Genomic DNA, 25,363 nt, shown 5'->3' on the forward strand with positions numbered 1-25,363 from the left:
ACAGCCGGACGAACGCAACCTCTGATCGACCTCACGGTCGTATCAGCAGCTATTGACCGAACAAAGGCTTCCCATGAGTGAAGATGCACAAGACGTGGTACTGATCGTCGAAGATGACCCCTCGATTCTGATGGTGCTGTCGGCTTATCTGTCGGGGGAGGGTTATCGGGTGCTGCAGGCCGAAAACGGCGAGGAGGCATTCGCGATCCTGGCGAGCAAACCGCACCTGGACATGATGATCACCGATTTTCGCCTGCCGGGCGGGATCTCCGGTGTGCAGATCGCCGAGCCGGCGGTCAAGCTGCGGCCGGAACTGAAGGTGATTTTCATCAGCGGTTACCCGCAGGAAATCCGCGAGACCGACAGCCCGATCACGCGCAAGGCGCCCATTCTGGCCAAACCATTTGACCTGGATGAGCTGCAGGAACTGATGCAGGACATGTTGGAGTAGGGATTTACCTGCGACTGCGGTGTGTCATGCCAATGAGCGGTGTCTGACACATCGCTTTCGCGGGTAGCCTGAATGCCCGCGGTGGCCGGTCTACCATCGCAAGCAGGGGGATTGGTTTCAGACCCGGATCATCTCCCGCACCTTCGCCGTCAGCAGGTCGAAGGTGAAGGGTTTGGTGATCATCTGCATGCCCGGGTCGAGAAAACCACCGCGCACCGCTGCGTGTTCGGCGTAGCCGGTGATAAACAGCACCTTGAGGTCCGGTCGGTATTGTCGACCGATCTCCGCCAGTTGCCGGCCATTCATGCCGGGCAGGCCGACGTCGCTGATCATCAGGTCGATGCGCTGCGCAGAATCGAGGATCGGCAGGGCGCTATCGGCGTCAGCCGCCTCCACGAACCCATAGCCCAGGTCACTCAATACCGTACTCACCAGCACCCGCACGGCCGGGTCGTCTTCGACGATCAGTACGGTCTCGCCTTTCTGTGCAAACAAGGGGTGGGCGATGTCTGTCGGGTGCTCCAGCGGCAGGTCGCCGCCAAAGCGCGGCAGGTACAAACTGACTGTCGTGCCTTCGCCTTCTTGACTGTCAATGGCCACGTGTCCGCCTGACTGCTTGCTGAAGCCGTAGATCATCGACAGGCCCAAGCCAGTGCCCTGGCCAATCGGCTTGGTGGTAAAAAACGGATCGAAGGCGCGGTTGATCGTGCTCTGTGGCATGCCGCAGCCGTTGTCGGTGACGCTGAGCACGACATAGTCGCCGGGCTCGAGGTTGCTGTGGGCATCGGTGAAATCGCGCCCCAGTTGCCGGTTGGCGGTGCGCACCACCAGTTTGCCGCCGTCGGGCATGGCGTCCCGGGCGTTGATCACCAGGTTGAGCAGGGCGCTTTCCAGTTGGTTGCGGTCGGCCTCGGCCACCCACAACGCTGGGTCCAAGTGCATCTCCAGTTGAATGCTTTCGTCGATGCTGCGTTGCAGCAGTTCGCCCATGGAGGTGACGAGTGCGTTCATTTGCAGCGGTTTGGAGTCCAGCGACTGGCGCCGGGAAAAGGCCAGCAACCGATGAGTCAGGGCCGCCGCGCGATTGGCCGAGGTCACGCCCAGGTCGATCAGGCCATCGAGGTCATCGAGACGCCCCCGGGACAGGCGTCGGCGCAGCAACTCCAGGCTGCCAATGATGCCGGTCAGCATGTTGTTGAAGTCGTGGGCAATGCCGCCGGTCAGTTGACCGACCGCTTCCATTTTTTGCGACTGGCGCAGTGCTTCTTCGTTGTGGCGAAGTTCTGCGGTGCGCTCCTCGACTTGCAGTTCCAGGGTTTCGAGGATGTTCTGCAGGCGCATTTCGCTTTGGCTCAGGTCGATCAACCGGTCCCTGGCTTCGTATTGTCGCCTGCGCCCGCGCAAGGCGGTGGTCACCAGGCTGATCAGGGTGGCGGGGTGAAAGGGCCGCTCGAGAAATGTGACATTGCCCAGTTGCACGCCCAATCGCGAGGCGGGCCCCTGTTCCGGCCCGCCCCGGTGAGTCATCAGCACGATGGGCAGGTCAGACCAGGCCGGTTGCTGATCGATCAGATCGATCAGTGGCGCCATGTCAGCGCCGAGCAATGCCTCGGACGAAATCAACAGCAGACCGGCGCCATGCTCCAGTTCTGCGCACAGGCCGACGAGGTCGCGAGTCACGACACCCGCGTAACCCGCCTCGTTGAGCATCATCAGGGCAATCTGGCTGTCACGTCCGAGCGGGGCGAGGATGATCGCCCGCTCGGACGTTGCTTGCTGAACCATTACGACGCCTCGTCGGTGAGCAGTGGCTGCTTGGCACCCAGGTAGGTCGGTACGCCACGCAGTACGCCTTGGAACGCGTCCAGCGGCTCGCCAATGGTCATGCCTCGTGAGCTGATGCGGTATTCACGGATCGTGGACTCATGGCTGCCCGTGCGCTTTTTGATCACGGAAATGGCGCGGCGCACCTTGCCCGCCGCTTCGAAGTAGCGCAGCAGGATCACAGTGTCCGCGAGATAGGTGATATCGACGGGGGCCATCATGTCGCCGACAAGGCCATGCTGGGCGACAGTCATGAAGGTCGCCGTGCCCCTGCGATTGAGGTACAGCAGCAACTCGTGCATGTGCAGCACCAGCGCATTCTCTTCCGGCATCGCCGCTTGATAACCATTGAGGCTGTCGATGACCACGGTTTTGATCTGGTGGTCGTCGACGCAGCGGCGCACGCGATGAGACAACTCGCCGGGAGAGAGTTCGGCGGCGTCAACTTGCTCGATCATCAAGTTGCCTGTGGCTTGCATGGCTTCGAGGTCGATATTCAGGCTTCTCATACGCTCGAACAGCAGGCCCAGTTCTTCATCGAAGATGAACAGCGCGGCTTTCTCGCCGCGGGCCACGGCGGATGCGGCAAAGACCATCGAGATCAGCGATTTGCCGGTGCCTGCGGGCCCGAGGATCAGGGTGCTGGACCCTGTCTCGATGCCGCCGCCGAGCAAGGCATCCATTTCGTTGATACCGCTCTTGAGTTGTGTGCGAACAAATCTGCCGCGATGTTCAGCCGCGACCAGGCGTGGGAAGACGTGTACGCCATCCTCCAGGATCGTGAAGTCGTGAAAGCCGCCGCGGTACTTTTGACCACGGTACTTGACCACACGCACCCGTCGCCGCTCGGCGCCATAGTTCGGGGTCAGTTCTTCCAGGCGAATCACCCCGTGTGCAACGCTGTGCACGGTTTTGTCCAGGGACTCGGTGGTCAGATCGTCCAGCAGCAGCAACGTGGCGTCGTAACGCACGAAGTAATGCTTGATCGCCAGGATCTGCCGGCGGTAGCGCAACGAGCTCTGCGCCAGCAAGCGAATTTCCGAGAGGCTGTCGAGTACCACGCGGGTCGGCTTGAAGCGTTCGACCGCGTCGAAAATCTGCCTGGTGGTTTCACCCAGCTCCAGATCCGAGGAGTACAGCAGGCTCTGCTGGGATTCGGTATCGAGCAGGCTTTCCGGCGGGGTCAGTTCGAAGACATGGATGTTCTCATCCAGCTCCCAGCCGTGTGAAGCGGCGCCCTGGCGCAGTTCGCGCTCGGTTTCGGACAGGGTGATGTACAACGAGCGCTCACCGGCTTGCGCGCCGGCCAGCAGGAATTGCAATGCGACAGTGGTTTTGCCGGTACCGGGTTCACCCTCCAGCAGAAATACATGACCACGGGACAAGCCACCGGCGAGGATGTCATCGAGACCCTCGATACCGGTAGCCGCTTTTGCATTGATCAACTCGTTAGATGTAGACAAAGAATGCCCTCTGGTGGCTCGGGTAGTGAGGCAACAGGCCGCAACGGCCTGGTTGGACTGCCTTTTCACTTGACCATTGGTCGCGATGAGCGTTCCACGGTTCTTGTCTTTTTATAGACCCTGTTGCAGTGCCGGGTCGTCCGGATTGAGCTGTTCCAGTTGTGCCTGGAGGATCTGCACGTTCTGCAGTTGCCCGCTTTCCTTCCAGTAGTTGATCAACAGTACGCGCGCTTTGCGGTCGGCCGGGTGACGCTGGACGATCTCCTGCAATTGCTTTTGCGCCGCTTCCAGTTCCTGCTCGTCATGCAGCGTCGTTGCCAGGTCGTAGCGGTAGTGCTTGTTGTCCGGTTCCAGCTCCACGGCCTTGGACAGGCCGAGCAGGGCGAACTCGCTCTGGCCGTGATGCAATAGCCACATGCCCAAGGCGTGTTGAAGGTAAGCGGAATCAGGCTGTGCTTTGAGCTGCTTGGCCAGCAGCAGCCGGGCGGCTTCGCCCTGGCCTTGTTTGTCGAGCACCTCGATTTGCATCACCAGCGCGGGCAGGTTGTCCGGGGCCAGGCGCAAGGTGTTGTCCAGCGCCTGTTGCGCCGCCTTGTATTCGCCGTTGTGCAGGTGCAGCCGCGCCAACTGATACTGATTGTCGGCACTGTCGGGGGCCTGCATCAGCACCTGCTCCCAGGCGTCGATGGCTTGTTCCAAGGGGCCGAAGTACAAACCCAATTCGTCTGGCGACAGCCCGAGCAACGCGTTCACGGCGGCCAGGCGAACACTTTGCTCGCTGTCGTCGAGCATCGGGCCCAGCAGCAAACTGCGCTGCCCATTGGGCACCAGGGCACTGATGCTGTTGATGGCGGCAATGCGCACTTCGGGCGCGGGATGTTGAAGGTCGGCGTCCGCCAGCTTCAAGGCGACGGAGCTGGGATAGTTGGGCAGTTCGGCATGCAGCCAGACTCGGCGTTTAGGAGAGAGGTCGGGCCTGCCCAATTGCTGATAAAGCACCCGCGCCGCGCCCGGTTGGCCATTTCGCGCCTGGGTTAGCGCTTCACTGTAGCCACGCCGGATCGCCTCGGGCACCACTGGGGTGGTGCTGCGCAGAAACAGCCAGGCAATGCCGATGGCGAGCAGTGCGCAGAGGCCGATGATCAGGTAGCGACGGGACTGGGGCATGCAGGAATCCGGGGCTGACAAACTGTTACAGGTCGCCAGCTTCGGTCAGGCCGGGCCGTGAGTCAAACCTGGCGGCCCGGAAATATCGCCGTAATGGTCAATCAAGCAGCTCCGGCCTGTCGCGAAATTGCTCCAGCGCCTGGGGATTGGCCAGGGCATCGGTGTTTTTCACCGGGCGCCCATGCACCACATTGCGCACCGCCAACTCGACCACTTTACCGCTGATGGTGCGCGGAATGTCGGTGACGACCAGGATCTTCGCCGGCACATGGCGCGGTGTGGTGTTGGCGCGAATCACCTGGCGAATCTGCTGTTGCAGGGCCTCGGTCAGTTCGATGCCTTCCTGCAATCGCACGAACAGCACCACCCGCACGTCGTCTTGCCATTGCTGGCCGATGGCGACGCTGTCGAGCACCTGAGGGACTTTCTCCACCTGCCGGTAGATCTCGGCGGTGCCGATGCGTACACCGCCGGGGTTGAGCACCGCGTCCGAGCGGCCATGAATCATCATCGCGCCGTGGGCCAGCTCTTCGGCGTAATCGCCCTGGGCCCAGACACCGGGGAACTGGCTGAAATAGGACGCGCGCAGGTTGTCGCCGCTGGCGTCGTCCCACAGGCCGACCGGCATCGCTGGAAAGTGCCGGGTGCAGACCAGTTCGCCTTTTTCGCCAACCACTGCCTGGCCGTCGTCGTTCCACACCTCGACCGCCATGCCCAGGCTCTTGCCCTGTATTTCGCCACGCCGCACCGGCAGCCACGGATTGCCGTTGACGAAGCAGGAAATGATGTCGGTGCCACCAGACATCGAGGCCAGGCACAGATCGGTCTTGAGTTCGCGGTAAACGTAGTCGTAACTTTGCGGCGACAGCGCGGAGCCGGTACAGAGCAGGGTTTTCAGGCTGCCCAGGTCATGGCTCTGCCGAGGTTTTACGCCTGCGCTTTCCAGGGTCGCGAGGAATTTCGGGCTGGTGCCGAAAACGCTGATGCGCTCGTCGTCGATCAGGTCGAGCAAGCGCTCGGGGCCGGGCTCGAACGGCGAGCCGTCGTACAGCACAATAGCGCTGTCCACGGCCAGGGCCGAGACCAGCCAATTCCACATCATCCAGCCGCAGGTGGTGTAGTAGAACAGACGATCACCGGCCCCCAGGTCGCAATGCAGGCCGTGTTCCTTGACGTGCTGCAGCAGCACGCCACCCGTGCTGTGAATGATGCATTTGGGCACGCCGGTGGTGCCGCTGGAATAGAGAATGTACAGCGGATGGTCGAAGGGCACGGCGACGAAGTCCGGCTCGCCACCGGCTTCGTAAAAGTCATCCCACAGCTCGACGTCCGCATGGGTGTGGTAGTCGCTGATGTGCGTGTCGGCCAGCGCGTAGGGCACGACGACCAGTTGTTGCAGGCTCGGCAGGCGTTCGAGGATTTCGTTGACCTTGGCGCGCTGGTCGATGTCCTTGCCGGCGTAGCGGTAGCCGGCGCAGGTGATCAGCACTTTCGGCTCGATCTGGCCGAAACGGTCAATCACGCCCTGGGTGCCGAAATCCGGAGATGAACACGACCAGATCGCGCCCAGGCTGGTGGTGGCGAGCATGGCGGCCAGGGTTTGCCAGGTGTTGGGCATGCACGCGGCCACGCGGTCGCCGAGGCCGACGCCGGCGGCTTTCAGGCTGTTTTGCAGGCCGGCGACATGTTCGGCCAGTTCTGCCCACGTCAACTGTTCGCGCTGGCCGTTTTCACCGATGGCGATCACCGCCACGGCGTCGTCACGGCGGCGCAGCAGGTGCTCGGCAAAATTCAGGGTGGCGCCGGGAAACCATTGGGCGCTGGGCATCTGCTCGCGCTCGATCAGCACGGCGTCTGGCTGGGTGTGAAAGCGGATGTCGAAGAAGTCGACGATGGCCTGCCAGAAGTCGCTGCGGTGGTCGATGGACCATTGGTGCAGGGCGGCGTAATCGTCGAGGTGCAGGGTGTGGCGCTGCTGGACGAACCGGCGAAAGGCCTCCATGCGGCTCTTGCCAATGCGCTCGGGGTTGGGTTGCCAGAGTATTTCGGACATGGGGTTGCCCCTTGTTATAGGTATGCACGGCATTACCTGGGAGCGAGCTTGCTCGCGATGAAGTCGTGTCAGTCAATATTGATGTAGTTGACACACCGCAATCGTCGGAACGCCGCCCGGAGCAAGCTCGCTCCTACAGGTCAGATGGTGGTCTTTTTACTGCGCCAACCACCCACCATCGATATTCCACGCCGCACCCCGCACCTGGCTGCCGGCTTCGCTGCACAAAAACAACACCAGTTCGCCCAGTTGCGGCGGGGTGACGAATTCCAGGGACGGCTGCTTTTCCGCCAGCAGGTCATGCTGTGCCTGCTGCGGGTCAGTGCCGGCGGCGATGCGGTCGTCGATCTGCTTCTGCACCAGCGGCGTCAGTACCCACCCTGGGCAGATCGCGTTGCAGGTGACATTGGTGGTGGCGGTTTCCAGGCCAACCACCTTGGTCAAGCCGATCACCCCGTGCTTGGCGGCCACGTACGCGGCCTTGCCCACCGAACCGACCTGGCCGTGCACCGAGGCGATGTTGATGACCCGGCCCCAGTTCTTCTGCCGCATGCCGGGCAGGCTCAGGCGGGTACTGTGGAACACCGAGGACAGGTTGATGGCGATGATCGAATCCCAGCGCTCCACGGGGAAATCCTCAACCGGCGCCACGTGCTGGATGCCCGCGTTGTTGACCAGGATGTCGACGCCGCCGAACTCGCGCTCGGCGTAGGCGATCATGTCGGCAATTTGCGCCGGATCGCTGACGTCGGCCGGGTGATGGCCCACCTTGCCGCCGTACCGAGAGACCTCAGCGATGACCTGCGAGGCGTCGCCGAAGCCGTTGAGGATCAGGTTGGCGCCGGCCTTGGCCAAACTGAGCGCAATGCCCAGGCCGATGCCGCTGGTGGAGCCGGTAACCAGTGCGGTTTTGCCGGTTAGAGTGGTCATGATTACCTCACACAATGCCAGTGGCGTAGAAAACACCGATCACCACAAAGACCGCCAGGGTCTTGATCAGCGTAATACAGAAAATGTCTTTGTAAGCTTCGCGGTGGGTCAGGCCAGTCACTGCCAGCAGGGTGATCACCGCGCCGTTGTGCGGCAGCGTGTCCATGCCGCCGCTGGCCATCGCGGCCACCCGGTGCAGCACTTCCAGCGGAATGTTGGCCGCATGCGCCGCGGCGATGAAATCGTTGGCCATGGCCGCGAGCGCAATGCTCATGCCGCCGGAGGCAGAGCCGGTGATACCGGCCAGCAGGGTCACGGTAATCGCTTCATTGACCAGCGGGTTGGGAATGCTCTTGAGCCAGTCGGCCAGCACCAGAAAGCCGGGCAGGGACGCGATCACCGCACCAAAGCCATATTCCGAGGCGGTGTTCATCGCCGCCAGCAACGCACCGCTGACCGCGCTCTTGCTGCCTTCGGCCAGTTTGCTGCGAATCGCCTGGAAACCAAACGCCAGCACCATGAGAATGCCGACCAGCAATGCCGCCTGCACCGCCCAGATCGCCGTAAGCTTGGCGATTTCGGTGGTCACCGGTGCGGCCATGCCCGGCAGTGCCAGGCTGTGGGTCTTGCCGTACCACTGCGGGATCCACTGGGTGAACAGCAGGTTCATGACGCCCACCGCCAGGAGCGGCGAGAGGGCGATCCACGGGTTGGGCAGTTTGATGTCGGCGGCGGTTTCCGGCTCGTTGCGCAGTTCGGTGCCATAACCTTCACCCGCGCGCTGGGCCTTGTTGCGCTGGCGTTGCAAAAACAGCATGCCGACACAGAACACGAAAATCGTGCCGATCAACCCCAGCCACGGCGCTGCCCAGGCGGTGGTGTTGAAGAAGGTGCTGGGGATGATGTTCTGGATCTGCGGGGTGCCGGGCAGGGCGTCCATGGTGAACGAGAACGCACCCAAGGCGATGGTGGCCGGGATCAGGCGCTTGGGGATGTTGCTCTGGCGGAACATCTCGGCCGCGAACGGATAGACCGCAAACACCACCACGAACAGCGAAACGCCGCCGTAAGTCAGCAGGGCGCACACCAGCACGATCACCAGCATCGCCTGACGGGTGCCGAGCAGGCGAATGGCGGCGGCCACGATGGAGCGAGAGAAACCCGACAGCTCGATCAGCTTGCCGAACACGGCACCGAGCAGGAACACGGGGAAGTACAGTTTGATGAAACCGACCATTTTCTCCATGAACACCCCGGTAAAGGCGGGCGCGACGGCGGAAGGGTCGGTGAGCAGCACGGCGCCGAGGGCGGCGATGGGCGCAAAGAGGATAACGCTGTAGCCGCGATAGGCAGCAAGCATCAGCAGCGCAAGGGCTGCCAAGGCAATGATCACACTCATGGTGTGTCTCCTGGGATTGTTATTTTTGTGGGGTGAGGCGTTGGCGAAGGGCTTTAGCTAGATTTGTGCCAGGTGTGTAAGATGTTGAAATATAAGGGAATATTTGTTTTGTTTGGCTTCTGAAGAGATTTCTGTCTCTGATTTGAGACATTTTTTGGTTCGGAAGGCCTCATCGCGGGCAAGCCCGCTCCTACAGAGTTTGCGGGGAACCCATGAACTGTAGGAGCGGGCTTGCCCGCGATTGGATCTGTCTAACAACGGAGATCAATGTCTCGTTATTGAGACTAAGCCATCCCCAAAGCCACCATCTTCTTATACAGGGTCGACCGCCCCAGCCCCAGCCGCGCTGCCGCCTCGACCACCTTGCCCCCGCATTGCGCCAGGGCAGACTCGATCAATTGCCTGTCAAACCGCTCTCGCGCCTGGCTGAACGTCTCATGGCCCAACGCTTCAACCACTGCGGGCGCCGCACGCTGCACCGGGGCAAACGTACCAATGGCCCCACGAATATCCTGCGCGTTGAGCTGCAAGTCATCACTGAGCAACGCTGCCCGTTCGAGCACATTGCGCAGTTCGCGAATATTCCCAGGCCAGGCGTGCTGCCCCAGCAGTTCCAGGGCCTCGGGGTTCAATTCGTGCTGGCTGCGCAGCTCTTCGAGGATCGCCTCGCTCAGGGCGGGCAGGTCGTCGAGGCGATCGCGCAGCGGCGGCACCTGGATCGGCAGCACATTGAGCCGGTAATACAAGTCAGCACGGAACTCGCCGCGCTTGATCGCCGCTTCAAGGTCAGTAGAGGTCGCGGCGATGACCCGCACATCGCTCTGGATCACTTCGTTGGAGCCGACCGGTTCAAACTCCTTTTCCTGTAGCACTCGCAGCAGTTTGCTTTGCAGCGGGAGGGGCATGTCGCCGATTTCGTCGAGGAACAGGGTGCCGCCCTGGGCAATCTGCAACTTGCCGGCGCGGGCCTTGCGATCGGCGCCGGTGAAGGCGCCGGGGGCGGTGCCGAAAAATTCGGCTTCCAGGAGGGCTTCGGGGATCGCCGCGCTGTTGATGCTGACGAACGGTTTGTGTGCCCGTGGCGAGGCGCCGTGGATCGCCTGTGCCAGCAATTCCTTGCCGCTGCCGGTTTCCCCCAGCAGCAACACCGGGGAATCGGCACTGGCGCTGCGTCGGGCGCGTCGTTTGACTTCCAGGCTGGCGGCGCTGGTGCCGATGAAGTGGGCGAAGTTGTATTTGGTCTGCCGCGCCCGCAGCAGCGAGCGGGTGGAGGCGAGTTCTTCCTGCATGCTCATGTAGCGCTTGAGCATGGGTGAGAGGGTGCGCAGTTCGTCGAAGAGGGCGAAGCCGATGGCGCCGATCACCACGCCGGCATCGTCGTGGATCGGCAGGCGCATGACCACCAGCGGTTCCTTGGGCGTGTCCTGCATGTCCAGCAGGATCGGCCGACCCGTGCGCACCACCTCGCGCAGCAGGCTGCCGGGGATCACACTTTCGCAGGCCTTGCCGATGGCGAACTCGGCCGACTCCAGGCCAAAGCGCCGGGCATAGCGCTCGTTCATCCAGACGATGTTGGCGTCGCGGTCGACGATCACCGTGCCTTCGCTGGATTGCTCGATGATTTCGAACAGCGAGCGGATTGCGAGGAGGCGGACGCGTTGGTAGTCCTTCAGGCTGTCGGTGGGGTTCATGGGGGTGGATCCTGATTGTGTGTTGCCTGTTGGGTCCTCATCGCGGCGGTGCGACGATTCGACAAGCCCGCTCCTACACGGAGCCCCTGTAGGAGCGGGCTTGCCCGCGATGCAGGCGACGCGGTCACAACTGATGCGCCGCCGCCAACAGCTCTTTGGTGTACGGGTGCTGCGGCGATTCGAACACCTCGTGACTGGCGCCGCTCTCGACCACTTTGCCGTCCTTGATCACGATCATGTCATGGGCCAGGGCGCGGACCACCGCCAGGTCGTGGCTGATGAACAGGTAGGTCAGGCCGTGTTTTTCCTGAAGCTGTCGGAGCAGGGCCACCACTTGTTTTTGCACGGTGCGGTCCAGGGCCGAGGTCGGTTCATCCAGCAGGATCAACGCCGGTTTCAACACCAGCGCCCGGGCAATGGCGATGCGCTGGCGCTGACCGCCGGAGAACTCGTGGGGGTAGCGATGGCGACTCTCCGGGTCGAGGCCCACCTCGCGCAGCGCCTGGATGACCTGAGCGTCGCAGTCTTTTGCACTGGAGTGACTGTGCACTTCCAGGCCTTCGCTGATGATCTGTGCCACCGACATGCGCGGACTGAGGCTGCCAAACGGGTCCTGGAACACCACCTGCATTTTCTTGCGCCAGGGCCGTAGCTGTTTTTGCGTCAGGCCATCCAGCGCTTGGCCCTGGAAGCGAATGCTGCCTTCGGAGTCGAGCAGGCGCAGGATCGCCTGGCCCAGGGTCGATTTGCCGGAACCGGATTCGCCCACAATCCCCAGGGTCTTGCCGCGCTGCACATTCAGGCTGATACCGTCCACCGCATGCAGGTAGGTCTTGCGGCGGAACAGCCCGCCGCCGAGGGCGAACCTGACTTGCAGGTCGTCCACCTCCAGTACCTTCTCGCGCTCGTCCCGGGGCAGGGCTTCGCCTTCCGGCTCCGCATTGAGCAGCACGCAACTGTAGGGGTGTTTCGGCTCGGCGAACAATTGCTCGCAAGGCGCCTGTTCGACAATTTCCCCGGCCTTCATCACGCACACGCGCTGGGCAATGCTGCGCACCAGGTTAAGGTCGTGGCTGATCAGCAGCAGCGACATGCCGAGCCGCTGTTGCAGGGATTTGAGCAGGATCAGGATCTTGCGCTGCACCGTGACGTCGAGGGCGGTGGTCGGCTCGTCGGCGATCAGCAGTTCGGGCTCGCAGGCCAGGGCCATGGCGATCATGACCCGCTGGCGCTGGCCACCGGACAATTGGTGCGGATAGGCCTTGAGCCGCTCCTTGGGTTTCTGGATGCCCACCAGCTGCAGCAATTCGAGGATACGAGCCTGTGCGACCTTGCCGGTCAGGCCCTTGTGCAGCATCAGGGTTTCGCCGATCTGCTTTTCGATGCTGTGCAGCGGATTGAGCGAGGTCATCGGCTCCTGGAAGATCATCGCGATGCGGTTGCCCCGCAGTTCGCGCAATACCTTCGACGAGGCACCGAGCAGTTCCTTGCCGCGATAGCGAATGCTGCCGGTGGACTGGGTGTCGGTTTCGGGCAGCAATTGCAGGATCGAGTGCGCGGTCACTGATTTGCCGGAGCCTGACTCGCCGACCAGCGCCAGGCATTCACCGGGGCGGATGTCCAGGCAAAGGTCGCGTACCACGGTCTGGCCGCTGAAGGCCACGCTGAGGTTGCGGATTTCGATCAGGTTACTCATATCGAACGCTCGCTGGGTGACTTGGACCGTGGCTCAAGATCGTGGATCAAACGCATCACGCAATGCCTCGCCGATGAACACCAACAGGGAAAGAATCAGCGCCAAGGTGAAAAACGCCGTCAGCCCCAGCCACGGTGCTTGCAGGTTCTGCTTGCCCTGGCCGATCAACTCGCCCAGCGAGGCACTGCCAGCCGGCATGCCGAAACCGAGGAAGTCCAGGGCGGTGAGCGTCGAGATAGCCCCGGTGAGAATAAACGGCAGATAACTCAATGTCGCGTTCATCGCATTGGGCAGGATGTGCCGCACGATCACCTTGCGGTCGGTGAGGCCCAGCGCGCGGGCTGCCTTGACGTATTCCAGGTTGCGCCCGCGCAGGAACTCGGCGCGCACCACGTCCACCAGCGCCAGCCAGGAAAACAGCGCCATGATCCCCAGCAACCACCAGAAGTTCGGCTCGACGAACCCCGAGAGGATGATCAGCAGGTACAGCACCGGCAAACCCGACCAGACTTCCAGCAAGCGCTGGCCGATCAGGTCGACCCAGCCGCCGTAGTAGCCTTGCAGCGCGCCGGCGGCGATGCCGATGAGGGCGCTGACAAAGGTCAGCATCAGCGCGAACAGGATAGACACTCGCGCACCGAAGATCACCCGCGCCATGACATCACGGGCCTGGTCGTCGGTGCCCAGCCAGTTGACGCTCGACGGCGGGCTGGGTGCGGGTTTGTTCAGGTCGTAGTTGGGAGTGTCGTCGCTGAATGGGATGGGTGGGAACAGCAGCCAGCCGCCGTCCTTTTTAATCAGTTGCTGCACGTAATCGCTGCGGTAATCGGCCTGGAACGGCAGTTGCCCGCCGAACTCCTGTTCGGTGTAGCGCTTGAACACCGGGAAGTACAAGGCGTTGTGGTAACTGACCACCAGCGGTTTGTCGTTGGCGATCAGCTCGCCCCCCAGGGTCAGCAGGAACAGGCCGACGAACAACCACAGCGACCACCAGCCACGGCGGTTTTTCTTGAAACGGTCGAAGCGCCGACGGGCCAACGGCGAAAGCTTGAACATCAGGCATTCCTCGCGGCGAAGTCGATGCGTGGGTCGACCAGGGTGTAGCAGAGGTCCCCGACCAGTTTTATCAGCAGGCCGAACAGGGTGAAGATGAACAGCGATCCGAAGACCACCGGGTAATCCCTGGACACCGCCGCTTCGTAACTCATGCGCCCCAGGCCATCGAGGGAGAAGATCACCTCGATCAGCAGGGAGCCGGCGAAAAACACGCTGATGAACGCCTGTGGAATGCCCGACACCACCAACAGCATGGCGTTGCGGAATACATGGCCGTAGAGCACGCGACGTTCGCTCATGCCCTTGGCGCGGGCAGTGACCACGTACTGGCGGGTGATTTCATTGAGGAACGAGTTTTTAGTGAGGATGGTCAAGGTGGCAAAGCCGCCTATCACCAGGGCCGTCACTGGCAGCACCAGATGCCAGAAGTAGTCGGCAATCTTGCCCACGGTGGACAGCGATTCGAAGTTGTCCGAGACCAGCCCGCGCACCGGGAACCAGTTCAGCGAGGTGCCGCCGGCAAACACGACTATCAGGAACATCGCGAACAAAAACGCCGGCATGGCGTAGCCGATGATGATCGCGGTACTGCTCCAGATGTCGAAATGACTGCCATGGTGCACGGCCTTGCGGATGCCCAGCGGAATGGACACCAGGTAGGTAATCAGCGTGGCCCAGAGCCCAAGGGAGATGGTCACCGGCATTTTTTGCAGGATCAGGTCGGTCACCGTCGCGCCACGGAAGAAGCTCTTGCCGAAATCCAGTTGTGCGTAGCTCTTGAGCATCAGCCACAGACGTTCCGCGGCGGGTTTGTCGAAGCCGTACTGTTTTTCGATTTCCTTGATCAGTTGCGGATCGAGGCCGCGACTGGCTCGCGAGCTGCCGCTGGCCATGTCGCTGGAACCGCCGCCGACACTGGCGCCGCCGATGCCCTGCAAGTGCGCGATGGCCTGTTCGACCGGGCCGCCCGGCGCTGCCTGGACGATGACGAAGTTGACCAGAAGGATGATCACCAGCGTCGGAATGATCAGCAGCAGGCGCCGCAGAATATAAACCCACATCAGTGCGGCCCTCCGGGTTGGCCGCGCTTGATCAGTTCGGCGGTCATCTGCTGGTTGGTCAACGGTGTGGTGCTCACTTCCCACCAGCTCTCGATGGCTTCGTCATTCGCCGCTTGCACGCTGGGAATGCCGAAGCGGTTCCACCACACGGTGGAACTGCCCGGCGGGTAATAGTTGGGAATCCAGTAGTAATTCCATTGCAGCACGCGGTCCAGTGCGTGGGCATAGCGCAGCATGTCGGCCTGGGTGCTGGCACGTACGAGTCCAGCGACGAGGGTGTCCACGGCCGGGTTCTTGAGCACCATGTAGTTGTTGGAGCCCGGGTCGTTGGCGGAAGCCGAACCGAAGTAGTTGTTCAATTCGTTGCCCGGAGACGTGGTGACAGGGTAGCCGGTGACGATCATGTCGTAATCGCGGGACATGAGCCGGTTGACGTATTGCGACGAGTCGATACGGCGGATGTTCAGGTCGATGCCGATCTGCTTCAGCGTGCGCTTGTAGGGCAACAACAGGCGGTCCATGCCGTTCTGGCTGACCAGGAACGTAAAGCTCAGCGGCTTGCCCTCGGCATTCACCAGTTGATCGCCGTCGGGTTTCCAGCCGGCCTGCTCCAGGAGGGCCAAGGCTTGCAGTTGCTTGTCGCGGATCACGCCACTGCCATCGGTCTTGGGCGCCTCGAAGACTTGAGTGAACACTTCGTCGGGAATCTGGCCGCGCAGGGGTTCGAGGATCGCAAGCTCGGCAGCGTCCGGCAGTGCCCGGGCGGCGAGATCGGTATTGGAGAAGAAACTCTGCTGGCGGATGTAGACGTTTCGCATCATCTGCCGGTTGCTCCACTCGAAATCCCAAAGCAACACCAGGGCCTGGCGCACACGACGGTCCTGGAAGAGAGGATTTTGCAAGTTGAACACAAAGCCTTGCGCCGATTGTGGGGCACTTTGCGCCAGGTGGGCCTTTTGCAGGCGACCGTCGCTGAGGGCGGGGCTGTCGTAACCGATGGAATAGCCGGTGGCGGAAAACTCGCGGTTGTAATCGTAGGCGCCACCGCGCAGGACTTGGCGTGCAACGTCGGTGTCGCCGAAGTACTCAATGCTGAAATGGTCAAAGTTGTACAGGCCACGGCTGACCGGCAAGTCCTTTCCCCACCAGTCGGGGTTGCGCTCGAAGGTGATGCTGCGCCCGGAATCGACCTTGCTCACCTTGTACGGGCCACTGCCCAGTGGCGGCTCGTAACCGCCGCCACCGGCGAAGTCGCGGGTTTTCCACCAGTGCTCGGGAAACACCGGCAGGGTGGCGAGGTCCAGGGGCAGGGTGCGGTTTTCGTTGCTCTTGAAGTCAAAGCGGACCTTGAGCGGTGACTCGACGACCACGCCGCTGACGTCGGCGAATTGCGTGCGATAGCGCAGGCTGCCTTGAGTCATCAACAGGTCGAAGGTGTAGCGCACGTCTTCGGCGGTGATTGGCTTGCCATCGGCAAACCGCGCCTTGGGATTCAGATAGAAACGCAAGGACAAGCCATCGTCCGAGCGCTCCATCTTCTGCGCCACCAGGCCATAGACGGTGTAGGGCTCATCCTGTGAGCGCTGGGCGAGCGGGGAGTAAAGCAAACCGTCGATCTGGGTGACGCCGATGCCTTTGTCTATGTAAGGCAACACATGGTCGAAATGGCCGATTTCGACGGCCGAGCGACGCATGGTCCCGCCCTTGGGGGCGCGCGCATTGGTGTACTCGAAATGGCTGAAGCCGGCGGGGTATTTCGCGGGTTCGCCGTAGACGGTCAGGGCGTGTTGCGGCGCTGCGCTCACACCAGCGGCGCCCAACAGCAGGGTCGCGGCGGTGAATAAAAAGGTAGGGAAAGCCAGTCGCATTGTCAGCCTTAGAGCTGGGTGATCGGTAACCGCAAGTTGTACGCTAGCGGCGCGTGCCTCGCCAGTCGTATCGCACATGCGAAACACAACGGCCCACCAGAGGCGGGCCGTTGTGCGTCAAGCGCTGTAGCGAGATCAGTCCTGACGACTGGTCACTTCCAGCAGGTGGTAACCGAACTGGGTTTTCACCGGGCCTTGCACCACGTTGATCGGTGCGCTGAAGACCACGGTATCGAATTCCTTGACCATCTGGCCTGGACCGAACGAGCCCAGGTCACCGCCCTGGCGGCTGGACGGGCAGGTGGAGTTGGCCTTGGCGATTTCGGCGAAGTCGGCGCCGCCCTCGATTTGCGCCTTGAGTTCGTTGCACTTGTCTTCGCTGGCAACCAGGATGTGACGGGCAGTGGCTTTAGCCATGGGGAAATACTCCTCTGTTCAGTAAAGTGTCGAGCCTACCGGATTCAGTGGCCCATTTCTTCTCAAAGTTCCAGGGCGATGCTTAAAGGCCGACCTTTCGCAGGCGCTCGGCATGTCGCACGAAGAGCTCGACCGGATCGACGCCCTGACGCACTTGCCCGACGGCTTGATTGATGACATCCAGGTGATCCAGCGGATAGTCGGAGCGGATCACGTTGCCCAGGTGGGAGCTGAAGCGCCCGACCAGGCCGTCGTTTTGCTCGGCCTCGGTGGTGAAGTAGCGTGAAAAGACCCGGCAGAATCCGTGCAAGGAGTCGCCTGCATTAGCCTCTTCCTGTGCAACACCACCTTGCAGGGTGCCACTCCACGAGTAGTAGCGAACGCCATTGACCACCTCGCGACCCTTGCCACCCCAGGTTTTTGGCAGCCCCTGGGGATATTTTTGATTGAAGTCGCGGACGCCATCGGTCGTCAGTGCATTGAGTGCGGCGATAGCGTTCTGCGGTATCTGCGGGTTACCGCTCAACAACGAGAGGAAGTCGGCGAACAGGGTCGCCACCGCTTCGGCTGCGCGTTCCGGCAGGCGCCCTGGGGTCAGCGCCTTGCGCAGGAAATCGGCCAGCTCCGAACCGTGGTTCGGTCCGCTGACCGATGTCACGGATGCGACGACCTGCGGTGCCACCGCAGCGGCATATCGTGCCGCCAGTGCGCCTTGACTGTGGCCAATCAAGTTGACCTTTTGGGCTCCGGTGCCCTCGAGCACACGCTCGACCTGTGACAGGAGCTGGTCACCACGTGCCTCGTGGGTGTGAGTGGCAGACAAGTGTGGAATGAATACCCTGGCGCCGGCGCTGCGCAAGGCTTGCCTGATGTCGTGGAACAGTCCGAAAGGGCCGATCCGGTCGAAACCGAACAAGCCGTGAACCAGCAGGATGGGGTGGAGAGTGCTTGCATTCCGTTGCATGTTCGTACCTTTTCGCGGAAGTTCGTGGGTGTGCGAGGGCGTCACTCTAAAGCACACGGACATCGGGGCGATGTATGAAAAAGCCGCTGTAAAAGGGTGAAAACGGAATAGGTGGGAGGCGAATATTCGAGGCCTCGGGAAGCCTGTTTCGGATTGTCTGGACGTCTTTTCGGCGGGGGTAGAGCAGAGTCCTGCAATGACCTACCCCCGCCATGCCATTAGCCTGTCAGCCGCGTGCCGTGCGCAACCGCTGCGCCGCGTTGCGCAACAGTTCTTCCGTGCCGCTCCAGCCGAGGCAGCCATCGGTGATCGACACGCCGTATTTGAGCGACGCCGACAACGGCTGGCAGCCCTCGAACAGGTGGCTCTCGATCATCATCCCGATCAGTGACCGGTCACCTTGCAGGCGCTGTTCCAGCACATCGTTAAACACGGCCGGTTGACGCAGTGGGTCCTTGCCGCTGTTGGCGTGGCTGCAGTCGACCATGATTCGCGCCGGGATCTTCAACTTGCTCAGGTCGCTGTTGATCTGGGCGACGTTGGCGCGGTCGTAGTTGGGGCCGCGATGGCCGCCGCGCAGAACCAGGTGCGTATCGGGATTGCCGGGTGTCTGGATGATTGCAGGGTGGCCCTGGGTGTCGACGCCGAAATGACGGTGCGGGTGGGCGGCGGAGCGCATCGCATCGCTGGCCACGCCGACGCCGCCATCGGTGCCGTTCTTGAAGCCGACCGGCATGTTCAGGCCGCTGGCCATTTCGCGATGGATCTGCGATTCGGTAGTGCGAGCCCCGATGGCGACCCAGCTCAGCAGGTCGTCGAAGTAGCCGGCGGCCATCGGTTGCAGCAGTTCGGTCGCTACCGGCAGACCCAGGCGCAGCATTTCACGCATCAGTTCGCGCGACAGGGTGAGGCCGCCGGCCATGTCGTCGCTGCCGTCCAGATGCGGGTCGTAGGCCAGGCCTTTCCAGCCGACCGTTGTGCGCGGTTTTTCAACGTAGGCGCGCATGACCAGAAGCATTTGATCGCTGACGTCGTCGGCGAGGCGGGCGAGGTTACCGGCGTATTCCAGAGCCGATTGCGGATCGTGAATCGAGCAGGGTCCCACGATGACCAGTAAACGGGAGTCTTCACCGTTGAGAATGGCGCGTACGGCGTCGCGGTGGGTGGCGACCTGGCGGGTGAGGTCATTGCTCAGGGGCAACTGCTGTTTGAGTTGCAATGAGCTGGGCAGGCGCAGGGTCAGCGCTTCGTTGGCAGGGCTCAGGGTGGACAGCGGCAAAGCAGAGACGGACGAGTTCATGTTCAGGCTTCCTGGGCAAGCGGCGGGTTCGTTCCCGCGCGCTCGGCCCTACAGGGGTGTTCGACAATTGGCCGGATTGGCTGCGAGTGTGTGCTTGCCACCATTGGGTGACCGATCGGAGGCGGCAGGCTGTCCCGAGCGGAGGCTGCTAAATCGCCAGGCGGTAAAGGTGTCGTAACGGTAATAGGTGGCGTAGTTCATGTCGTGAATCCTCAAAATGTCTGGTAAGTGCAAAAGTGCTGCTTCAAAAATTCAGGCGCTGAAAAAACAAAACCCCCGGTCGGGAGGCCGACCGGGGGTTGAGAAATCTCTGGTGGCGACCCGTTGAAGTGGGCGCCGTTTGGGTATCAGGCGCGCCAGTGGCTAAACCAATACCCAAAATAAAAGCTTGCCGGAGCACAAGCACTGTTCGCCCAGGCAGCCGCAACCGAGCGCGGGGCGCTGGCGGTAGTACGCTGTGAGAAGGCGTTGAACATGGTGTGTCTCCGATGAATGGCCTGAGCTTACTAGAGGCCGGTAGGCGGATTCAATCAGAAATTGCTATCAATCGCCGATGGTGTTTTCTATCGCCGGGGTGTGACACTTCGCACTTATCAACTTTCCCCGCGACCCGCCATGACCGCATCGACACTCGCCGCCGGATTTGAATGGCGCCCGGCAACGCCCGCCGACCTGGGCTTCGCTCGCGACCTGACCTGCCAGAACATGCTGCGCTATTACATTCAGTACGACCTGCTTTGGCAGGACGAAGCCTTCGACGTGGCCTGGGCGGGGCGGGACAATCGCTTGATCGTGCGCGATGGCGTGCGGCTGGGATTTTTCAGCTTGAGCCGGGACGCCAGGGCCTTGTATATCCGTGAGTTGCATGTCGTCGAGGGGTTTCGCGGTCAGGGGGCTGGTTCCTGGGCGATCGATCAGGTTTTGGCGCTGGCGGGCCAGGAGCGTCGCCCGGCGTTGCGCTTGACGGTGTTCGAGAATAATCCGGCAAGAATGCTTTACGAGCGAAAGGGCTTGCGGGTAGTCGGCGCCGACGAGTGTTTCCTCAGAATGCAGTGTGATGTTCGCGCCCTGAATGCCTGAAACACATATAAGACAAGCCTTTCAAGATGTATTGATACTTTTTATATGGCGCTTGCCGCTAGGTCTGCCAATCGCTTTTTGCTAAGGTGTCGGCAACTCAACAAGACGAATCACGAGGTGTCTGCTTGATTAGGGTGCTAGTAGTCGATGACCATGATCTCGTTCGTACGGGCATTACGCGAATGCTGGCGGACATCGACGGCCTGCAAGTGGTCGGCCAGGCGGAGTCCGGGGAAGAATCCCTGCTCAAGGCACGTGAGTTGAAACCCGATGTGGTGCTGATGGACGTGAAGATGCCCGGTATCGGCGGTCTTGAAGCCACCCGAAAGCTGCTGCGCAGCCATCCCGACATCAAGGTCGTGGCCGTCACCGTGTGCGAGGAAGACCCGTTCCCCACCCGTCTGTTGCAGGCCGGAGCCGCCGGTTACCTGACCAAGGGTGCGGGGCTGCCGGAAATGGTCCAGGCCATCCGCCTCGTATTTGCCGGGCAGCGCTACATCAGCCCGCAGATCGCCCAGCAACTGGCGATCAAATCCTTCCAGCCGACCAACGATTCGCCGTTCGACGCCTTGTCCGAGCGGGAAATCCAGATCGCGCTGATGATTGTTGGTTGCCAGAAAGTCCAGATCATCTCCGACAAGCTGTGCCTGTCGCCAAAAACCGTAAACACCTACCGTTACCGAATTTTCGAAAAGCTTTCAATCAGCAGCGATGTCGAGTTGACGCTGCTGGCGGTTCGTCACGGCATGGTTGATGCCAGCCTCTGAAAATGACCGAAATCTTTGATCCAAGCGCATTCCTGTCAACGGTCAGCGGACGCCCCGGCGTTTATCGCATGTTCGACAGCGAGGCGCGTCTGCTCTACGTCGGCAAGGCCAAGAACCTCAAGAATCGCCTGTCGAGTTACTTCCGCAAGTCCGGGCTGGCACCCAAGACCGCCGCACTGGTGGCGCGCATCGCCCAGGTCGAAACGACGATTACGTCCAACGAAACTGAAGCCCTGTTGCTTGAGCAGACACTGATCAAGGAATGGCGCCCGCCCTACAACATCCTGCTGCGCGACGACAAATCCTACCCCTACGTCTTCTTGTCCGATGGCCAGTTTCCACGCCTGAGCATTCATCGTGGGGCGAAAAAAGCCAAGGGCAAGTACTTCGGCCCCTATCCCAGCGCCGGGGCGATCCGTGAGAGCCTGAGCCTGCTGCAAAAGACCTTTTTTGTGCGTCAGTGCGAGGACAGCTATTACAAGAACCGTACGCGGCCGTGCCTGCAATACCAGATCAAGCGCTGCAAGGCGCCCTGCGTAGGACTGGTGGAACCTGAGGTGTACGCCGAAGACGTGCGCCACTCGGTGATGTTCCTCGAAGGGCGCAGCAATGCGCTGACTGATGAATTGTCAGCGGGCATGGAAGAGGCGGCGATCAACCTCGAATTCGAGCGCGCCGCCGAACTGCGTGACCAGATTGGCCTGCTGCGCCGCGTACAGGATCAGCAGAGCATGGAAGGCGGCTCCGGCGATGTCGACGTGATCGCTGCCTTCGTCAATCCGGGCGGCGCCTGCGTGCACCTCATCAGTGTGCGCGGTGGCCGGGTACTGGGCAGCAAGAACTTCTTCCCGCAAGTGGGTATCGAAGAGGACGTATCCGAAGTCATGGCGGCGTTTCTCGGCCAGTACTTCGTCAGCAGTCCCGAGCGGGACTTGCCGAGCGAGTTGATCGTCAACGTGGTTCACGACGACTTCCCTGCACTGATCGAGGCCATTCATGAGCTGCGTGGTCGGGAACTGACTATCAGCCACCGAGTGCGTGGCACGCGGGCACGCTGGCAGCAGTTGGCGGTGACCAACGCCGAGCAGGCATTGGGTGCACGTCTGGCCAACCGTCAACACGTCGCGGCGCGTTTCGACGCCCTGGCCGAAGTGCTGAACCTGGATGAACCGCCGCAGCGCCTGGAGTGCTACGACATCAGCCATTCCAGCGGCGAAGCCACTGTGGCCTCGTGTGTGGTGTTCGGCCCGGAAGGCCCGATCAAGGCCGATTATCGTCGTTACAACATCGAAGGCGTCACCGCAGGCGATGACTACGCCGCGATGCATCAGGCGCTGACCCGGCGCTTCAGCAAACTCAAGGACGGGGAGGGCAAGCTGCCGGACATCCTCCTGGTCGACGGCGGCAAGGGCCAGCTGTCGATGGCCCGCGATGTGCTCAATGAACTGGCGGTGCCGGACCTGATCCTCCTGGGCGTGGCCAAGGGCGCCACGCGCAAGGCCGGCTTCGAAACCCTGTACCTCAACGACGCCGCCCATGAATTCACCTTGCGTGGCGATTCGCCGGCGCTGCATCTTATCCAGCAGATCCGTGACGAGGCCCACCGGTTCGCCATTACCGGCCACCGCGCACGTCGTGGCAAAACCCGCCGCACGTCTACACTGGAAGGCGTCGCCGGGGTAGGGCCGACACGTCGGCGCGACCTGTTAAAACATTTTGGTGGATTGCAGGAGCTGTCTCGTGCCAGCATCGAAGAAATCGCCAAAGCCCCCGGGATCAGTAAAAAGCTCGCAGAGTTGATTTATGCAAATCTGCACAGCGAGTAGAATGCCCCCTCACCTCGTAGCCAGTTGTGCCGATGAATATCCCTAATCTGATTACCGTTCTACGCGTCCTGCTTATCCCGATCTTCATTTTACTGTTCTACCTGCCTTACCAATGGAGCTACGCGGCCTCCGCCTCGGTCTTCGCGTTCGCCGCTGCCACCGACTGGCTGGACGGCTATCTGGCGCGTCGCCTGGAACAGAGCACGCCATTCGGCGCGTTCCTCGACCCGGTGGCCGACAAGTTGATGGTCGCCGTGGCCCTGGTGCTGCTGGTGCAGGAGCACGCCAACCTGTGGCTGACGCTGCCGGCCGCCGTCATCATCGGTCGCGAAATCGTCGTCTCGGCTCTGCGCGAATGGATGGCCGAAATCGGTGCCCGTGCGCACGTCGCCGTGTCGAACCTGGGCAAATGGAAAACCGCCGCGCAAATGCTCGCGTTGGTGATCCTGCTGGGCAACCCGTCGCACTTTACCTTCTGGGTGCTGCTCGGCTACGTTTTACTGATGATCTCCGCCGGTCTGACCTTGTGGTCCATGGTCCAATATCTGCGCGCCGCCTGGCCACACCTGAAGATCGATGTGGAAAAGAAATAAAACTTTTTTGAATCAAGGGGTTGACGGGGCTTCTGGATTCTATAAAATGCGCCACACCAAGACGCGGGAATAGCTCAGTTGGTAGAGCACGACCTTGCCAAGGTCGGGGTCGCGAGTTCGAGTCTCGTTTCCCGCTCCAAACATAGCATTGCAGTTTCGGCTGCAATGATCGCAAAAAGGACCTTCGGGTCCTTTTTGCGTTTCTGCTTTCCATGATCACTCGCTGCGAGCCTCTTGCAGGCGCAGTGATCATTTCCACCGTCGGGTTGGAGATCGCGGGCCGCGATTCAGTCCTAGGGGCGGCGCACGACGTATTGGATTACGAGCGAGCGACCACGTGTGACTGAGTTTGCGATCCAGAGCATCTTCGGAACCGTGGCCGCCATCAGGCTCCTTCCCAAGAGGTACGTTGCAAACACGTCACCACCCTCAGTCTTGGCTAAGTTTCCATCCGTATCTTCTTCCAAGCGCATTCAGCGCAGTTCAGAAGAGGCGACCAGCATGAATCCCGCGAGAGCCGGATGGCTCAACAAAGTACCTGAAGTCACACTTGCCTTCTGGGTAATCAAGATTCTATCGACCACCGTAGGTGAAACCGGCGCCGACTTCCTTGCCGTAGACGCAGGGCTCGGCGCCGGCTGGACCAGCATTGGCATGGCGCTGCTGCTGGCTGGCGCGCTATTGCTGCAAATGCGCAAAACGGTCTATTCACCGTGGATCTACTGGTTGACCGTGGTACTGGTGAGCATAGTTGGCACGCAGATCACCGACATCATGACCGACATGCTCGATATCAGTCTGTATGTCAGTACCGGAGTGTTCTCAGTCCTGCTCTCATTGAACTTCCTGATTTGGTTCAAGTGGGAGAACAACCTTTCAATTCGCGAGATCAACACGCCGCGACGCGAACTTTTCTACTGGTCAACTGTGCTCTGCACCTTTGCCCTGGGCACCGCCGCCGGTGATCTGGCCACGGAGGCGCTGGGGCTGGGATTCACCTTGGGTGCGGTGATTTTCGGCGCGTTGATTGCGGCGACGCTGCTGGCGTGGCGTCTGGGCGCCAACGTGGTGCTGACGTTCTGGATCGCCTACATCCTCACTCGTCCATTCGGCGCCTCCCTCGGAGATTTGCTGACTCAAGCCAAGACCTACGGTGGTCTGGGCATGGGTGCAGCGTGGACCAGTGCGATCTTCCTGACCGTCATCGTGCTGTTGGTGGCAGTTGCACAGATCGGCGTTGGCAACCGTAAAACCGCCGTTCAATAACCTTCAAACATCTATCAAGGAATCCACATGCGCTCCTTTCAAACGACTATCCGTCATGTCGCCATCATCTCGTCACTGGTATTGCTCGGCAGTCTGGCGGGTTGTTCGAAGCCCGCCGATAAACCCGCTGCCGGCACGCCGACCAGCTCGATGAGTGCGCCAGCGCAGTCCGGCTCGAAACTCGGCGACCTGAGCGAGTTCCGCAGGATTGCCGCTGACGTGAGCACGCTGGTGGAAAAAAACGATCTCCCCGCTGCCAAGACACGTATCAAGGACCTGGAAACCTCCTGGGACTCTGCCGAAGCGGGCATCAAACCCCGGGCTGCGTCTGACTGGCATGTGCTGGACAAAGCCATTGACCACGCACTCGACGCCTTGCGCGCCGGCACGCCGAAGCAAGCTGACTGCAAGTCGGCCATGGATGACTTGCTCAAGGCTTTCGATGCGATGAAAAGCCCGCAGCAGTAAGTCGGGTCGGAGCCGGGTGCGGA

The 25,363-nt window shown here is 61.3% G+C and carries 21 protein-coding genes and 1 tRNA gene; 8 read left to right on the forward strand and 14 right to left on the reverse strand.

Annotation, left to right across the window (positions count from 1 at the left end; genetic code table 11):
* Positions 1–73: 73 nt before the first annotated feature.
* Entirely contained in the window at positions 74–451 is a 378-nt protein-coding gene (locus AB4N64_RS07555) for a response regulator (RefSeq protein WP_460123661.1), read from the forward strand.
* A 117-nt stretch (positions 452–568) separates the two neighbouring features.
* On the opposite strand, the gene AB4N64_RS07560 is transcribed toward AB4N64_RS07555, so the two are convergent.
* The 14 genes from AB4N64_RS07560 to AB4N64_RS07625 form a co-directional block, all read right to left on the reverse strand.
* On the reverse strand, positions 569–2,236 hold the full coding sequence (locus tag AB4N64_RS07560) for an ATP-binding protein (RefSeq protein ID WP_460123663.1): 1,668 nt from the start codon (positions 2,234–2,236) through the stop codon (positions 569–571).
* Positions 2,236–3,738 carry an ATPase domain-containing protein gene (locus tag AB4N64_RS07565; RefSeq protein ID WP_460123666.1) on the reverse strand — a complete coding sequence of 501 codons (1,503 nt, stop codon included), beginning with the start codon at positions 3,736–3,738 and terminating at the stop codon, positions 2,236–2,238. The genes AB4N64_RS07560 and AB4N64_RS07565 overlap by 1 nt, the downstream gene beginning before the upstream one ends.
* A 111-nt stretch (positions 3,739–3,849) precedes the next feature.
* Positions 3,850–4,905: a tetratricopeptide repeat protein gene (locus tag AB4N64_RS07570; protein WP_460123669.1), complete on the reverse strand. Its 1,056-nt coding sequence runs from the start codon at positions 4,903–4,905 to the stop codon at positions 3,850–3,852.
* 97 nt (positions 4,906–5,002) lie between these two features.
* Positions 5,003–6,958, reverse strand: coding sequence for an acetoacetate--CoA ligase (locus AB4N64_RS07575; protein WP_460123671.1), 1,956 nt, complete (start codon positions 6,956–6,958; stop codon positions 5,003–5,005).
* 156 nt (positions 6,959–7,114) lie between these two features.
* Positions 7,115–7,888 carry a 3-hydroxybutyrate dehydrogenase gene (hbdH, locus tag AB4N64_RS07580; RefSeq protein WP_460123674.1) on the reverse strand — a complete coding sequence of 258 codons (774 nt, stop codon included), beginning with the start codon at positions 7,886–7,888 and terminating at the stop codon, positions 7,115–7,117.
* A gap of 7 nt (positions 7,889–7,895) precedes the next feature.
* Complete coding sequence (locus AB4N64_RS07585; protein WP_460123676.1) at positions 7,896–9,287, reverse strand: GntP family permease; 1,392 nt, start codon at positions 9,285–9,287, stop codon at positions 7,896–7,898.
* A gap of 284 nt (positions 9,288–9,571) precedes the next feature.
* Positions 9,572–10,978 (reverse strand): sigma-54 interaction domain-containing protein, encoded by a 1,407-nt coding sequence (locus AB4N64_RS07590; protein WP_460123679.1) that lies wholly within the window; start codon positions 10,976–10,978, stop codon positions 9,572–9,574.
* 124 nt (positions 10,979–11,102) lie between these two features.
* Positions 11,103–12,674, reverse strand: a complete 1,572-nt coding sequence (locus AB4N64_RS07595) for an ABC transporter ATP-binding protein (RefSeq protein ID WP_460123682.1) — start codon at positions 12,672–12,674, stop codon at positions 11,103–11,105.
* Between the two features lie 33 nt (positions 12,675–12,707).
* Positions 12,708–13,730 carry an ABC transporter permease gene (locus AB4N64_RS07600; protein WP_460123685.1) on the reverse strand — a complete coding sequence of 341 codons (1,023 nt, stop codon included), beginning with the start codon at positions 13,728–13,730 and terminating at the stop codon, positions 12,708–12,710.
* A complete protein-coding gene (locus AB4N64_RS07605) occupies positions 13,730–14,791 on the reverse strand; it encodes a microcin C ABC transporter permease YejB (RefSeq protein ID WP_460123688.1) in 1,062 nt (353 codons plus the stop codon). The genes AB4N64_RS07600 and AB4N64_RS07605 overlap by 1 nt, the downstream gene beginning before the upstream one ends.
* Positions 14,791–16,659, reverse strand: coding sequence for an extracellular solute-binding protein (locus AB4N64_RS07610; protein WP_460123691.1), 1,869 nt, complete (start codon positions 16,657–16,659; stop codon positions 14,791–14,793). Before AB4N64_RS07610 ends, AB4N64_RS07605 begins: the two co-directional genes overlap by 1 nt.
* Positions 16,660–16,794: 135 nt before the next feature.
* A complete protein-coding gene (locus tag AB4N64_RS07615; RefSeq protein ID WP_019410039.1) occupies positions 16,795–17,076 on the reverse strand; it encodes a peptidylprolyl isomerase in 282 nt (93 codons plus the stop codon).
* A gap of 82 nt (positions 17,077–17,158) precedes the next feature.
* Entirely contained in the window at positions 17,159–18,040 is an 882-nt protein-coding gene (locus AB4N64_RS07620; RefSeq protein WP_460123695.1) for a lipase family alpha/beta hydrolase, read from the reverse strand.
* A gap of 226 nt (positions 18,041–18,266) precedes the next feature.
* Entirely contained in the window at positions 18,267–19,340 is a 1,074-nt protein-coding gene (locus AB4N64_RS07625) for a 3-deoxy-7-phosphoheptulonate synthase (protein WP_460123698.1), read from the reverse strand.
* A 615-nt stretch (positions 19,341–19,955) separates the two neighbouring features.
* On the opposite strand from AB4N64_RS07625, the gene AB4N64_RS07630 reads away from it, so the two are divergent.
* The 7 genes from AB4N64_RS07630 to AB4N64_RS07660 all read left to right on the forward strand — a co-directional run bounded on the left by AB4N64_RS07630 (position 19,956) and on the right by AB4N64_RS07660 (position 25,340).
* Positions 19,956–20,420 (forward strand): GNAT family N-acetyltransferase, encoded by a 465-nt coding sequence (locus tag AB4N64_RS07630; RefSeq protein WP_460123701.1) that lies wholly within the window; start codon positions 19,956–19,958, stop codon positions 20,418–20,420.
* 125 nt (positions 20,421–20,545) lie between these two features.
* Positions 20,546–21,187, forward strand: a complete 642-nt coding sequence (gene gacA / locus AB4N64_RS07635; RefSeq protein ID WP_008015884.1) for a response regulator transcription factor GacA — start codon at positions 20,546–20,548, stop codon at positions 21,185–21,187.
* A 2-nt stretch (positions 21,188–21,189) separates the two neighbouring features.
* On the forward strand, positions 21,190–23,013 hold the full coding sequence (gene uvrC, locus AB4N64_RS07640) for an excinuclease ABC subunit UvrC (protein ID WP_460123705.1): 1,824 nt from the start codon (positions 21,190–21,192) through the stop codon (positions 23,011–23,013).
* A gap of 32 nt (positions 23,014–23,045) precedes the next feature.
* Positions 23,046–23,606: a CDP-diacylglycerol--glycerol-3-phosphate 3-phosphatidyltransferase gene (gene pgsA, locus AB4N64_RS07645; RefSeq protein ID WP_460123708.1), complete on the forward strand. Its 561-nt coding sequence runs from the start codon at positions 23,046–23,048 to the stop codon at positions 23,604–23,606.
* 63 nt (positions 23,607–23,669) lie between these two features.
* Positions 23,670–23,745 (forward strand) — tRNA-Gly (locus AB4N64_RS07650).
* Positions 23,746–24,107: 362 nt separating this feature from the next.
* Positions 24,108–24,872 carry a COG4705 family protein gene (locus tag AB4N64_RS07655; RefSeq protein WP_460123710.1) on the forward strand — a complete coding sequence of 255 codons (765 nt, stop codon included), beginning with the start codon at positions 24,108–24,110 and terminating at the stop codon, positions 24,870–24,872.
* 27 nt (positions 24,873–24,899) lie between these two features.
* Positions 24,900–25,340, forward strand: a complete 441-nt coding sequence (locus AB4N64_RS07660) for a hypothetical protein (protein ID WP_460123713.1) — start codon at positions 24,900–24,902, stop codon at positions 25,338–25,340.
* Positions 25,341–25,363 lie beyond the last annotated feature (23 nt).

Source organism: Pseudomonas sp. S2_C03, assembly GCF_054668405.1.